Origin of the sequence: Paracoccus ferrooxidans (genome assembly GCF_029909815.1) — a bacterium.
In the GTDB taxonomy this organism is placed as follows: domain Bacteria; phylum Pseudomonadota; class Alphaproteobacteria; order Rhodobacterales; family Rhodobacteraceae; genus Paracoccus; species Paracoccus versutus.
In genome coordinates this window covers 1119962-1133356 of sequence record NZ_CP038202.1, presented here as the reverse complement: position 1 = coordinate 1133356, position 13395 = coordinate 1119962, and the positions used below count along the sequence as shown (strand labels likewise).

General features: G+C 69.3%; 13 protein-coding genes. 11 read left to right on the top strand and 2 right to left on the bottom strand.

The window, feature by feature from the left end:
• The first annotated feature begins 56 nt into the window (after positions 1–56).
• The 3 genes from E3U26_RS22565 to ric are packed head-to-tail and all read left to right on the top strand — an operon-like array spanning position 57 to position 2774.
• Positions 57–1526 carry a UbiD family decarboxylase gene (locus E3U26_RS22565; RefSeq protein WP_499106700.1) on the top strand — a complete coding sequence of 490 codons (1470 nt, stop codon included), beginning with the start codon at positions 57–59 and terminating at the stop codon, positions 1524–1526.
• On the top strand, positions 1523–2116 hold the full coding sequence (locus tag E3U26_RS22560) for a UbiX family flavin prenyltransferase (protein WP_499106698.1): 594 nt from the start codon (positions 1523–1525) through the stop codon (positions 2114–2116). Before E3U26_RS22565 ends, E3U26_RS22560 begins: the two co-directional genes overlap by 4 nt.
• Positions 2109–2774, top strand: coding sequence for an iron-sulfur cluster repair di-iron protein (gene ric / locus E3U26_RS22555; protein WP_499106697.1), 666 nt, complete (start codon positions 2109–2111; stop codon positions 2772–2774). The genes E3U26_RS22560 and ric overlap by 8 nt, the downstream gene beginning before the upstream one ends.
• A 43-nt stretch (positions 2775–2817) precedes the next feature.
• Here the strand turns inward: ric and E3U26_RS22550 are convergent, their stop codons facing one another.
• Both E3U26_RS22550 and E3U26_RS22545 read right to left on the bottom strand, forming a co-directional pair.
• Entirely contained in the window at positions 2818–3090 is a 273-nt protein-coding gene (locus tag E3U26_RS22550) for a DUF6522 family protein (RefSeq protein WP_036756589.1), read from the bottom strand.
• Positions 3091–3251: 161 nt separating this feature from the next.
• On the bottom strand, positions 3252–3689 hold the full coding sequence (locus E3U26_RS22545; RefSeq protein ID WP_499106696.1) for a cupredoxin domain-containing protein: 438 nt from the start codon (positions 3687–3689) through the stop codon (positions 3252–3254).
• 338 nt (positions 3690–4027) lie between these two features.
• Between E3U26_RS22545 and E3U26_RS22540 the strand changes: the two genes are divergently transcribed.
• The 8 genes from E3U26_RS22540 to E3U26_RS22505 are packed head-to-tail and all read left to right on the top strand — an operon-like array spanning position 4028 to position 13113.
• Positions 4028–4438: a hypothetical protein gene (locus E3U26_RS22540; RefSeq protein ID WP_499106695.1), complete on the top strand. Its 411-nt coding sequence runs from the start codon at positions 4028–4030 to the stop codon at positions 4436–4438.
• Positions 4435–6624: a NosR/NirI family protein gene (locus E3U26_RS22535; RefSeq protein WP_214274542.1), complete on the top strand. Its 2190-nt coding sequence runs from the start codon at positions 4435–4437 to the stop codon at positions 6622–6624. Before E3U26_RS22540 ends, E3U26_RS22535 begins: the two co-directional genes overlap by 4 nt.
• A gap of 22 nt (positions 6625–6646) precedes the next feature.
• Positions 6647–8608, top strand: a complete 1962-nt coding sequence (nosZ, locus tag E3U26_RS22530; RefSeq protein ID WP_036756601.1) for a TAT-dependent nitrous-oxide reductase — start codon at positions 6647–6649, stop codon at positions 8606–8608.
• A gap of 4 nt (positions 8609–8612) precedes the next feature.
• Positions 8613–9944: a nitrous oxide reductase family maturation protein NosD gene (locus E3U26_RS22525; RefSeq protein ID WP_499106693.1), complete on the top strand. Its 1332-nt coding sequence runs from the start codon at positions 8613–8615 to the stop codon at positions 9942–9944.
• On the top strand, positions 9910–10809 hold the full coding sequence (locus tag E3U26_RS22520) for an ABC transporter ATP-binding protein (RefSeq protein WP_036756605.1): 900 nt from the start codon (positions 9910–9912) through the stop codon (positions 10807–10809). Before E3U26_RS22525 ends, E3U26_RS22520 begins: the two co-directional genes overlap by 35 nt.
• On the top strand, positions 10806–11630 hold the full coding sequence (locus tag E3U26_RS22515) for an ABC transporter permease (protein ID WP_036756607.1): 825 nt from the start codon (positions 10806–10808) through the stop codon (positions 11628–11630). Before E3U26_RS22520 ends, E3U26_RS22515 begins: the two co-directional genes overlap by 4 nt.
• On the top strand, positions 11627–12202 hold the full coding sequence (locus tag E3U26_RS22510; RefSeq protein WP_116220738.1) for a nitrous oxide reductase accessory protein NosL: 576 nt from the start codon (positions 11627–11629) through the stop codon (positions 12200–12202). Before E3U26_RS22515 ends, E3U26_RS22510 begins: the two co-directional genes overlap by 4 nt.
• The gene (locus E3U26_RS22505; protein WP_499106690.1) at positions 12199–13113 is read left to right on the top strand and encodes an FAD:protein FMN transferase; all 915 of its coding nucleotides are present in this window, start codon (positions 12199–12201) and stop codon (positions 13111–13113) included. Before E3U26_RS22510 ends, E3U26_RS22505 begins: the two co-directional genes overlap by 4 nt.
• Positions 13114–13395: the final 282 nt, after the last annotated feature.

Here is a 13395-nt window from a genome sequence, read left to right as displayed (position 1 = left end):
GCCTAGCCTTTCCGCCATGATCCGCCCGCCTTGCCGCGGGCCTGCCGGAGCCCTTGATGCGCAGCCTTCCTTCATTTCCCGACCTGCGGGCCTTTCTGTCCTGGCTGGAGGCGCGGGGCGAGTTCGCGCGCATCGCCGAGCCGGTGTCGCTGCGCCACGAGATGACGGCGGTCGAGCTGGCCTGCCTGCGCCGCGGCGGGCCGGCGCTGCGCTTCGACCGGCCCGAGGGCGCGCGCATCCCCGTCATCGCCAATCTTTTCGGCACCAGGGCGCGGGTCGCGGCCGGGTTGGGCCTGCAGCCGGACGAGGTCGCGGGCTTTGGCGAATTCCTGGCCGCGCTGCGCAGCCCGGCCCCGGTCGAGGGCATGCGCGACGCCATGTCGCGCTGGCCGATGCTGCGCGCGGCGCTGGCGACGCGGCCGAAGCTCTTGCGCCACGGCCCGGCGCAAGAGGCCGAACTGCCCGGCCTCGATTCGCTGCCGGTGCAGACGCCCTGGCCCGGGGATGGCGGGCCGCTGATCACCTGGCCGGTGGTGCTGACCCGGCCGCAGGACAGCCAGGCCGAGGATCTGACCCGCTACAACCTGGGCGTCTATCGCGCGCAGGTGCTGGGCCCCGACCGGCTGATCCTGCGCTGGCTGGCGCATCGCGGCGGTGCGGCGCATCACCGCAGCTGGGCGCAGGCGGACGAGCCGATGCCGGTCGCCATCGCGCTTGGCGCTGATCCGGCGCTGCTGCTGGCCGCCGCGCTGCCGCTGCCCGAGACGGTTTCCGAACTGGGCTTTTCCGGCGTGCTGCGCGGCGCGCGGACCGAACTGGTCGCGGCGCAGACCGTGCCGCTGATGGTGCCCGCCCGCGCCGAAATCGTCGTCGAGGGCTGGGTGCATCCCGGCGAGACCGCACCCGAGGGCCCCTTCGGCGACCACACCGGCTATTACAACGCCGTCGAGCCCTTCCCGGTCATGCGCGTCAGCCGCATCACCTGCCGGGGCGATCCGCTTTACCTGTCGACCGTCACCGGCCGGCCGCCCGACGAGCCCTCGGTCATCGGCGAGGTGTTCAACGACCTGGCCCTGCCGGTGATCCGCGCCCAGATCCCCGAGATCACCGACCTGTGGCTGCCGCCCGCCGCCTGTTCCTATCGCATGGCGGTGGTGGCGATCGACAAGCGCTATCCCGGCCAGGCGCGGCGGGTGATGATGGCGCTGTGGGGGATGCTGCCGCAATTCAGCTATACCAAGCTGGTGGTGGTCGTGGACCGCGACATCGACGTGCGCAGCTGGGACGACATCGCCTGGGCGATCTCGACCCGGATGGACCCCGGCCGCGACGTGATGCTGCTGGACCGCACGCCAATGGACTACCTGGACTTCGCCTCGCCCGTCGAGGGGCTGGCGGGCAAGCTGGGGCTGGACGCCACCACCAAGATCGGCGCCGAGACCAGCCGCGAATGGGGCCGGGTCATGCGGCTTGACCCGGCGCACGAGGCGCGGGCCGAGGCGCTTTTGGCCGCGGTGCTGCCATGAGGGTGGTGCTGGGCGTGTCGGGTGCCTCGGGCGCGGTTCTGGCGCTGGATTGCGCCCGCGCGCTGGCCCGCGCCGGGGCGGAAATCGACCTGGTCGTCTCGGACATGGCGCGGCGCACGCTGGCCGAAGAGGTCGGGCCGGACGCGCTGACCGCCTTGCAGGCGCTGGCCGCGCGGGTGCATGCGCAGCGCGACCTGGGCGCGGCCATCGCCTCGGGGTCGTGCCCGGTCGCGGGCATGATCGTCGCGCCCTGTTCCATGCGCAGCCTCGCGGCCATCGCCCATGGCTTCGACGACGGGTTGCTGACCCGCGCCGCCGGGGTGCAGCTGAAGGAACGCCGGCCGCTGGTGCTGCTGGCGCGCGAGGCGCCGCTGACCCTGGCGCATCTGGAAAACATGCAGGCCGCGACCCGGATGGGCGCGGTGATCCTGCCGCCGGTGCCGGCCTTCTACCTGCGCCCGCAAAGCCTGGCCGAAGTCACCGCCCAGATCGCCGCCCGCGCGGTCGATCTGCTGCGCCTCGGCCCGCCGCTGGCCCAAGCCTGGGCCCCCTCTCGACCCGCCCCCCATGGAGGAGACCATCATGACTGACATCACCCTTGCCTCAGATACCCCCGTCGGCGACATCGCCGCCCGGCTGCCCGGCGCCGCCGAGGTGTTCCGCCGCGCCGGCATCAGCTTTTGCTGCGGCGCCAGCGCCGGCCTGGCCGAAGCCGCCGAAAAGGCCGGCGTCGCCCTGCCGGCGCTGACCGCCGAATTGCAGGCGCTGATCGACAATGCCGGCCGCGACGCCCCGACCGAGACCTCGGCGCTGATCGACCATATCCTGAGCCGCTATCACGACACCCACCGCGAGGAGTTGGGCTGGCTGATCGGCCTGGCCGACCGGGTCGAGATGGTGCATGGCGACCATGACGAGGCCCCCCTGGGCCTGACCGAGGCGCTGATCGCGCTGCGCGACGACCTGGAATCGCACATGGCCAAGGAGGAAACCGTGCTGTTCCCCGCCATCCTACAAGGCGGCGGCGCCATGCTGGCCGGGCCGATTCGCATCATGCGGGCCGAGCATGAGGATACTGCCGAGCTGCTGCGCCGGATCGAGCATGTGACCCATGGCCTGACCCTGCCGGCCGGCGCCTGCGGTTCGTGGACGGCGCTTTACACCGGCTTGCGCAAGCTGTGCGACGACGTGGTCGCCCATATCCATCTGGAAGAGGAAGTCCTGTTCCCGCGCGTCCTTGCGTCGTGACCGGGCGCGGGGCTTTCGGCTGGCCGGATGCCCGCCTGCGTGTTCAGCGCGCCCCGGCGTTGCGGGCCGGGACGTCGAAGCGCGCGCGTTTCAGGATCGTGCCCTCGGCGTCGACGGTCAGGCGCAGCGCCTGGTTCCGGAAGAAAAAGGTCAGGCGATGGCGCCCGGCATCCTCGCCCTCGCCGGTCTCGCAGCGGGTGGTGATGCGATTGGCGCGCATCAGTTCGGGCACCTGGCCCGGCTCGACGCCGAAGGCCGCGGCCAGTTCCTGCGCCTCGACGATAAAACCCTGTTCGGTCAAGTCGATCCTGGTCATGCCATTGCCCTCCGGGGTGTCGTCCTGTCCGGCATATGGGGATGCGCCGGGCGTTTGGCCATGGCGGGGGGTGGATAAGACACGACTTTCATCAAGAAAGGCGCGGGCGAGTGTCTCGCGCCGCGCCTGTTTCCCCCTTGGGCGGTGGTCGCCGGCCCCGGTCAGTTGACCTGGGCCAGTTCGGCATCCATGCGCTCGCGCGCCTTCTTGGGCATCTTGGCGGTCTTGGCGGCGTCGAGGTTATCGGGCGCCTCGCCCACCTGCACCAGCCCGACCATGCCCATGCCGAAATGCGGCGTGCATTTCACGCCATAGAGCCCCGGTTCGGTCACGGTCAGCGTATAGGATTCGTTGATCTTGCTTTTGAAGGTTTCCACGCCTTCGGGCAGGATTTCCTTGATCGCTTCGACGTTGTGGCTCTTGTCGGTGGGGACGAAGTTGATGACGTCGCCGGGCTGGGCGCGGACAAAGGCCGGCTCGAACACCATGGCGCCCGATTCGCCCTTGTTGAGCATATGCACCTCGTGGGTCGCAGCGAACGCGGGGGCGGCAAGGGCCAGCAGCGCGGCGGCAGCAGCGGCGAGGGAATTGTGGAACATCGTGTTCTCCTTGGTGGTCCGGGCGAAAAAACCCGCCCGTCGTGACTTATTCTAGGGCCGTTGCGCGACGCATGGCTTGAGATAAGTCAAAGGCAGAGGGAAAAACTCGGATTTCCGGCATGACAGAATGTCGCAGGGCGGCGTCCCTGTCCGTGGCCGGCCCCCTGTGACCTCGCGTCATTGTATTTGGCTTGACCTAGATCAACGCTTGCGGCCGGGCAAAGGCATAGACCGGCGACATGTGCCGCCGCGCGAACCATAAACGGGCCCAGCGCCTTTTCGCCTTTGCCGCGATTCTCCTTCTTCTCGTTGCGGGATGGGCGGGGACGGGTGCGGCGATGCCCGCGCATCTGGCCGCGGCGGTCTCGGGCCCCTTGCAAGAGGTCGTCATCTGCGCCGAGGGCCATGCCCGCACCGTCTGGCTGGACGCCCAAGGCAACGAACATCCCGCGCCGCAGGAATGCCGCGACTGCCCGGTCTGCCACCCGCCGCTGCTGGCCTCGGGGGGCGACTCCGTCCTGCCGGTCCGGACGATGCCCTGGGTGCGGCCGGCCGTGGCGCCGGGCGCGGCGCAGGTGCGCGGTGCGGTTCGTCCGGTGCTGGTGCTGACGCGCGGCCCCCCGTCTTTCCCCTCTGCCTGGACCCATGCGGTCCCGTCGCCTGCGGGCGACAGCCTCTGGTCTGATGCGGGCGATCCGCGCCAGCCGATGCGCCGGGTCCAGGCAATTGCCATGGATGCCCGAGCATGAAGATCCTCCGCCTTGTCCTGACGATCGCATCGCTGTTGCTGCCGGCCCTGCCGGCCGCCGCCGAAAGCGTGCTGGCGCAGCTGCTGCCGGAGCAGAACGCGGGCGAGCTGGTGCCCGGCGCCGACGGTTTCGGACCGATCCGCGCCGACCTGGCCGTGGCGCCGGTGCTGAAGGGGGGCGAGACCGTCGCCCATGCCTTTGTCACCTCGGATTTCGTCGGCACCACCGGCTATTCCGGCAAGCCCATCCATACGCTCGTCGCGCTGGACAAGGACGCGAAGGTGGCCGGCGTCCGGCTGGTCAAGCATTCCGAACCCATCGTGCTGATCGGCATCCCCGAGGCCAAGGTCAAGGCGCTGGTCGAGGGCTATCGGGGCCTTGACCTGGTGGCCGAGGCGCAATCGGGCGGCACGGCGCATGAGGTCGAGATCATCTCGGGCGCCACGGTCACGGTGATGGTGATCGACGATTCCATCGTGCGCTCGGGGCTGAAGGTCGCGCGCGCGCTCGGCCTTGGCGGGCTGGCCGCCGAAACCGTGGCCGCCGGCCCGAAGTTCGAGATCGACCCCGACGCGGCCCCCTCGGCCGACTGGCACGAGATGGAGGGCGACGGCACCCTGCGCCGGCTGTCGCTGGACGTGGGCCAGGTGAACGCGGCCTTTGCCGCCAATCCCGACCGGCGTGCCGCCGAGCGCGCGCTGTCCGAGGCGCCGGACACCACCTTCATCGAGATGCAGGCCGGGCTGGTCTCGGTCCCGGCCATCGGCAAGGCGCTGCTGGGCGATGCGCAGGCCGCGAACCTGCAGGCCTGGCTGGCGCCGGGCGACCAGGCCATCGCGGTCATGGGCCGCGGGCTCTACAGCTTCAAGGGCTCGGGCTATGTCCGCGGCGGCATCTTCGACCGCATCGTGCTGATCCAGGACGACGTCTCGGTGCGCTTCCGCGACCGCGACCATCGCCGGCTGAACGCCGTCGCCGCCGATGGCGCGCCGGATTTCACCGAGATGGACCTGTTCAAGATCCCCGCTGCCTCGGGCTTCGACCCGACCAAGCCCTTCCGCATCCAGCTGCTGGTGCATCGCGAGGTCGGGCCGATCGAGAAGGTCTTCCACACCTTCGACCTGGGCTATCAGCTGCCGCAGAAATACCTGCGCAGCGTTGCCGCCCCCGCACCCGCGCCCGAGGCGGCGGCACCCGTGGCCCAGTCCGACGAGAGCCAGGCCCAGGCGCAGCTGTGGAAGCGGATCTGGCTGGATTCCAAGCCCAAGATCGCCGGGCTTGCCGCCATGCTGCTGGTGCTGACGGGGGCATTCTTCTTCCAGAGCTTCGCGACCCGGAACGAGCGCGCCTTCTACATCTTCCGCATGGGCTTTCTGACCGTGACGCTGGTCTTCCTGGGCTGGTATGCCAATGCGCAGCTTTCGGTCGTGAACCTGATGGCGCTGTTCGGCAGCCTGGTGAACGGCTTCAGCTGGCAGGCCTTCCTGCTGGACCCGCTGACCTTCATCCTGTGGTTCGCGGTCGCCGCCGCGCTGCTGTTCTGGGGCCGGGGCGCCTATTGCGGCTGGCTTTGCCCCTTCGGCGCGCTGCAAGAGCTGACCAACCAGATCGCGCGCAAGCTGCGCATCCCGCAATGGACGCTGCCCTGGGGCCTGCACGAGCGGCTGTGGCCGGTCAAATACATGATCTTCCTGGGCCTTTTCGGCGTCTCGCTGATGAGCGTCGAGCAGGCCGAGCATCTGGCCGAGGTCGAGCCCTTCAAGACCGCGATCATCCTGAAATTCATCCGCGCCTGGCCCTTCGTGGCCTATGCCGCGGCGCTGCTGATCGCCGGGCTCTTCGTCGAGCGCTTCTATTGCCGCTACCTGTGCCCGCTTGGCGCGGCGCTGGCGATCCCGGCGCGGATGCGCATGTTCGACTGGCTCAAGCGCTATCACGAATGCGGCAATCCCTGCCAGATCTGCGCCCAGCAATGCCCGGTGCAGTCGATCCACCCGACGGGCGAGATCAATCCCAACGAATGCATCAACTGCATGCATTGCCAGGTGCTTTACCAGTCCAAGACCACCTGCCCGGTGGTGATCCGCAAGTTGAAACGGCGCGAGGCCGTGGCCGCCGGCAGCACGCCCAAGCTGGGCCAGCCCCCGGCCGGCCATCCCAACGCCACCCGCAAGATCGAAGCTTGAACACACGAAAAGGAGTTCGACCATGGAAACCAAACAGCAAAACGGCCTGAGCCGCCGCGCGCTTCTGGGCGCGACCGCCGGCGGTGCGGCCATGGCCGGCGCGTTCGGGGGGCGCCTGGCGCTGGGACCGGCCGTGATCGGTGCGGGCGCCGCGGGCGTCGCCACCGCCGCCGGCAGCGGCGCGGCGCTGGCCGCCAGCGGCGACGGCGCGGTCGCGCCGGGCCAGCTGGACGACTATTACGGCTTCTGGTCCTCGGGCCAGACCGGCGAGCTGCGCATCCTGGGCGTTCCCTCGATGCGCGAGCTGATGCGGGTGCCGGTCTTCAACCGCTGCTCGGCCACCGGCTGGGGCATCACCAACGAATCGATCCTCATCCACGAACGCACCATGAGCGAGCGGACCAGGAAGCACCTTGCCGCCAACGGCAAGCGCATCCACGACAACGGCGACCTGCACCACGTCCACATGTCCTTTACCGAGGGCAAGTATGACGGCCGCTTCCTGTTCATGAACGACAAGGCCAATACCCGCGTGGCGCGGGTGCGCTGCGACGTGATGAAATGCGATGCCATCCTGGAGGTGCCGAACGCCAAGGCCATCCACGGCCTGCGCCCGCAGAAATGGCCGCGCAGCAACTATGTGTTCTGCAACGGCGAGGACGAGGCGCCGCTGATCAACGACGGCACCACGATGGACGACATCTCGACCTATGTGAACGTCTTCACCGCCGTCGATGCCGACAAGTGGGAAGTCGCCTGGCAGGTGCTGGTCTCGGGCAACCTCGACAACTGCGATGCCGATTACGAGGGCAAATGGGCCTTCTCGACCTCGTATAACTCGGAGATGGGCATGACCCTGCCCGAGATGACCGAAGCCGAGATGGACCATGTCGTTGTCTTCAACATCGCCGAGATCGAAAAGGCCATCGAGGCCGGCAACTTTGAAGAGATCAACGGCTGCAAGGTGCTGGACGGCCGGAAAGAGGCGAACAGCCAGTTCACCCGCTACATCCCGATCGCCAACAACCCGCATGGCTGCAACATGGCCCCGGACAAGAAGCACCTGGTCGTCGCGGGCAAGCTGTCGCCCACGGTGACGGTGCTGGACGTGACCAGGTTCGACGCGGTGTTCAACGAAAATGCCGATCCGCGCAGCGCCGTGGTGGCCGAGCCGGAACTGGGCCTGGGCCCGCTGCACACCGCCTTCGACGGGCGCGGCAACGCCTATACCTCGCTGTTTCTCGACAGCCAGGTGGTCAAGTGGAACATCGAGGAGGCGATCCGCGCCTATGCCGGCGAGCAGGTCGATCCGATCAAGGACAAGATCGACGTGCATTACCAGCCCGGCCACCTCAAGACGGTGATGGGCGAGACGCTGGACGCCAGCAACGACTGGATGGTCTGCCTGTCCAAGTTCTCGAAGGACCGCTTCCTGAACGTCGGGCCGCTGAAGCCGGAAAACGACCAGCTGATCGACATCTCGGGCGACAAGATGGTGCTGGTCCATGACGGCCCGACCTTTGCCGAGCCGCATGACGCCATCGCCGTGCATCCCTCGATCATGTCGAGCGTCATCAAGTCGGTCTGGGACCGCAACGATCCCATGTGGGCCGAAACCCGCAAGCAGGCCGAGGCCGACGGCGTCAACATCGACGAATGGACCGACCAGATCATCCGCGACGGCAACAAGGTGCGGGTCTACATGTCCAGCGTCGCGCCCAGCTTCTCGGTCGAAAGCTTCACCGTCACCGAGGGCGACGAAGTCACGGTCATCGTCACCAACCTTGACGAGATCGACGACCTGACCCACGGTTTCACCATGGGCAACCACGGTGTCGCCATGGAGATCTCGCCCCAGCAGACCTCGTCGGTGACTTTCGTCGCCGCCAATCCGGGGGTGTACTGGTATTATTGCCAGTGGTTCTGCCATGCGCTGCACATGGAAATGCGCGGCCGCATGATGGTCGAGCCGAAGGCGGCCTGATCCCATGCGCAGCCTGCTGACCCTTGCCCTTGCCCTGCTGCTTGCCTGGCCCGCGCTCGCGGCCGAGCATGTCGTGGCGCCGGGCCAGGGCAGCCTTGCCCAAGCCATCGCCGGGGCCGCCCCCGGCGATGTGCTGCGATTGCAGGACGGGGTCCATGCCGGCCCCGTCGCCATCGACCGGCCCCTGACCGTCACCGGCAGCCGTGCCGCGGTGGTGGACGGGCAGGGACGGGGCACGGTCGTCACCATCGCCGCGCCCGACGTTACCTTGCAGGGCTTTTCCGTCACCGGCTCGGGCATGGCGAACAAGGATCTGGACGCCGGGGTCAAGATCCTCAAGGGCGCCGACCGGGCGCAGGTGCGGCAGTTGCGGCTGACCGGGAACATGCACGGCATCGACGTGCATGGCGGCCGCGACGCCCAGGTCGTCGGCAACGAGGTCATCGGCACCCGCGACCCACGCATGAACGAGCGCGGCAACGGCATCTATGTCTGGAACAGCCCCGGCACGCTGGTGCAGGGTAATTCCGTCCGCTACGGCCGCGACGGCATCTTCTCGAACGCCAGCGGCGACAGCGCCTATCGCGACAACCTGTTTCGCGACCTGCGCTTTGCCGTGCATTTCATGTATACTCGCAACACCGAGGTGTCGGGCAATGTCAGCATCGGCAACCACCTGGGCTTCGCCATCATGTTCTCGGACCGGGCGGTGATCCGCGACAACCGCAGCCTGGGCGACCGCGAGCATGGGCTGATGCTGAACTATGCCAACAATGCCGACGTGACCGGCAACCTGATCCGCGGCGGCACCAAGAAATGCCTGTTCATCTATAACGCCCACAAGAACCTGATCTGGGACAACCGCTTCCAGGATTGCGGCATCGGCATCCACTTCACCGCCGGGTCCGAGCGCAACGTGCTGACCGCAAACGCCTTTGTCGGCAATCGCGAGCAGGTGAAATACGTGGGCACCCGCCATATCGAATGGAGCCACGAGGGGCGCGGCAATTTCTGGTCCGACCATCCGGGCTTCGACCTGAACGGCGACGGCATCGCCGACGGCGTCTATCGCCCCAACGACCTGATGGACCATATCCTGTGGTCGCAGCCCGCCGCCGCGCTTCTGACCGGCGCCCCCGCCGTGCAGCTGATCCGCTGGAGCCAGCAGAGCTTTCCCGCCACCCTGCCGGGCGGCGTGCAGGACAGCGCGCCCCTGATGCGCCCCCTGACCATCCCCGTCCCGCCCGAGATCGCGGCCTACGAGGCCGAGGTCGCGGGGCGTTGGGCAAAAGGAACCTACGATGACATCGACCCTGACGATCTCACGTCTCACTAAGCGCTTCCAGACCGTCGAGGCGCTGGCCGAGGTCTCGCTGGACCTGGGGCCGGGGATGCGCGTCGCGCTTTTGGGCCATAACGGCGCGGGCAAGTCCACGATGATGAAGATCATCCTGGGCCTGATCCCCTTTGACGCGGGCGAGGTCCGGGTCTGCGGCGCCGCGCCCGGCTCGGCCCAGGCGCGGATGCAGGTGGCTTATCTGCCGGAAAACGCCGCCTTCCACCCGGCCCTGACCGGAGAGGAGCAGATCCGCCACTACCTGTCGCTGCGCGGCGAAAGCCCGCGCCGGGCCATGGAACTGCTGGAGCGGGTGGGGCTGGCCAAGGCCGCGCGCCGCCGCATCGGCACCTATTCCAAGGGCATGCGCCAGCGCGTCGGCCTGGCCCAGACGCTGATCGGGCGGCCGCGGCTTCTGGTTCTGGACGAGCCGACCTCGGGGCTCGACCCGGTGTCGCGGCGCGACTTCTATGCGCTGCTCGACGGGCTGGCGGCCGAGGGGGCGGCGATCCTCTTGTCCTCGCATGTGCTGACCGAGGTCGAGGCCCGCACCGACCGCATCCTGATCCTGTCGCAGGGCCGGCTGGTGGCCGAGGGCACGCTGGCCGAGTTGCGCCGCCGCGCCGCCCTGCCGGTGGGGCTGACCGTGGTCCCGGCGCCCGGCGCGGCCGAGGCGCTGGCCGCCGCGCTGCCGCAGGCGCGGCTGGCGGGCGACGGCACGCTGCACCTGGCCTGCGCGCAGGACGAAAAGCTGGGCCTGCTGGCGCGCATCGCCGGGCTTGGCGGCCAGGTCGCGGACCTGGACGTGATCCCGCCCAGCCTCGAGGACATCTACAGCCATTTCAGCCGGAGGGACGGGCAATGATCCGCCGCATCCTTTCCACCGCGGCGCTGGAGTTCCGCATCGCGCTGCGCAACCGCTGGGTCGCCATCGCCACCGCGCTGATGGTGGTCTTTGCGCTGGTGCTGGCGGCGGCGGGTGCCGCGCCCACCGGCGACATCGGCGCCGACCGGCTGTCGGTCGTCGTCGCCTCGCTGACCTCGCTTGCCGTCTACCTGGTGCCGCTGCTGGCGCTGCTGATGAGCTTCGATGCCGTAGCCGGCGAGGTCGAGCGCGGCACCTTGCCCTTGCTGCTGACCTATCCCGTCGCGCGGGCCGAGGTGCTGGCGGGCAAGCTGGTCGCGCATATGGCGATCCTGGCGCTGGCGGTGGGCGCGGGCTACGGCGCGGCGGCCCTGGCGGCGGTCTGGAGCGATCCGGCCTCGACCGCCGGGCTGCCGGCGCTGTGGCGGCTGATGTGGAGCTCGACCCTGCTGGGCGCGACCTTCCTGGGCGCCGGCTATGCGCTGTCCAGCATCGCGCGCCGGCCCTCGGGCGCGGCCGGGCTGGCGGTCGGGCTGTGGCTGGGGCTGGTGGTGCTTTACGACCTGGCCCTGCTGGCGCTGATCGTCGCCGATGGCGGCGGCGGCTTCACCACCGAGGTGCTGCCGGTCGCGCTGCTTGCGAACCCGGCCGACGCCTTCCGCCTGTTCAACCTCTCGGCCGCCCAGGCCACCGCCGCCGCTGCCGGCGTCGGCGGGGCCGCCGCGACCATCCCGCTTTGGCAATCGGCGCTGTCGGTCCTGGCCTGGCCGCTGGCCGCGCTTGGCCTTGCCATTGCCGCATTCCGAAAGGTCACGCCATGAGACATGCGCTGCTGCTGGTGCTGCTGCTGGGCCTTGCCGCCTGCCGCGAGGAGGTCGCACAGGACACCACGCCGGTCGAGATGAACGCCCAGACGCTGGGCCATTTCTGCCAGATGAACCTGCTGGAGCATCCCGGCCCCAAGGCGCAGGTACATCTGGAGGGGATGCCGGGCACGCCGCTGTTCTTCAGCCAGGTCCGCGACGCCATCGCCTATGCCAGGATGCCCGAGCAAAGCCACCCGATCCTGGCCATCCAGGTGAACGACATGGGCGCGCCCGGCGCGACCTGGGAAGAGCCGGGGCAGGGCAACTGGATCGAGGCGAAGGACGCCTTCTTCGTCATGGGCTCGGTCCAGGTCGGCGGCATGGGCGCGCCCGAGGCGGTGCCCTTTTCCAGCCGGGAGGCCGCCGATGCCTTCGTCGCCGCGCAGGGCGGGCAGGTGATGCGGCTGGACGCGATCCCCGACGAGATGGTGCTGGCGCCCGAGGAGACCGTGCCCGACGGCAGCACGGAAGCCGATTTCATCAACCGCCTGCGCGCGCTGAGCCAACCCAAGGAGCCCGCGACATGAGCCTGTCCCGCCGTCGCTTTCTGACCATCACCGCCGCCGTGGCGCTTGCGCCCGCGGCCCTGCGTGCCCAGCCCGGCCGGCATTGGGTCGGGCAGGCGCTTGGCGCCCGCGCCTCGATCCGCATCGACCACCCCGAGGCCGAGGCGATCACCGCCCGCTGCCTGGCCGAGATCGACCGGCTGGAAGGCATCCTCAGCCTCTATCGCCCCGACAGCGCCCTGTCGCGGCTGAACCGCGACGCGGCGCTGGAGGCGCCGCCCTTCGAGCTGCTGGAATGCCTGTCGCTGGCCGGCACGGTGCATCGCGCCAGCGGCGGGCTGTTCGACCCGACCGTGCAGCCGCTCTGGTCGCTCTGGGCCGAGGCCGCCTTGGCCGGCCGCCGCCCCACCGCGGACGAGCGTCGCGCGGCGCTGGCGCGCACCGGCTGGGAGCGGGTGCGGCTGGACGCGGCGCGCATCACGCTGGAGCCGGGGATGGCGCTGACGCTGAACGGCATCGGCCAGGGCTATGTCGCCGACCGCGTTGCCGCGCTTCTCGAGGCCGAGGGGCTGGGGGACATCCTGATCGACACCGGCGAGTTGCGCGCCCTGGGCAGCCGGCCCGACGGCACCGACTGGCCGGTGCGGCTGGCCGAGGGCGGTGCGGTGGGCCTGCGCGGCCGGGCGCTGGCGACATCGGCGCCGCTGGGCACCAGCTTCGACCAGGCGGGGCGCGACGGCCATATCCTCGACCCGCGCAGCGGCGCGCCGGCGCGTCCGGCCTGGCGCGCGGTCAGCATCTCGGCCCCCGGCGCGGGCTTGGCCGATGCGCTGTCCACCGCCGCCTGCCTGGCCGGCGACCGGCAGGAGATCCTGGCGCTGCTGGCCCGTTTCGACGGCGCCCGGCTTGAAGCGGCGCCGCGCGGGGCATAGCGGTTCCGCCATCGGACCCGGTGGCCGCCGCGCCAGGGCCGCGCGGCGGGTTTTGCATGTCCGGCGGCGGCCGCGACGCGGCGTCATCCTGACGGGGTTGTGAAAAATTTACAAAAACCCGCAGGCGCGCGTCAATTTATTTACAAAATTCTCTTTTTAAAAAAATGGTTTACTGGAAAAGCAAACTCATATTAACATGAGCGCAACTGGTGTTCCGGCGCCCGTTTGCGGCACCTTGAGGAGGGTGCGGGCGTCCCGGATCTACCCTGTCGCGAGTAGAGG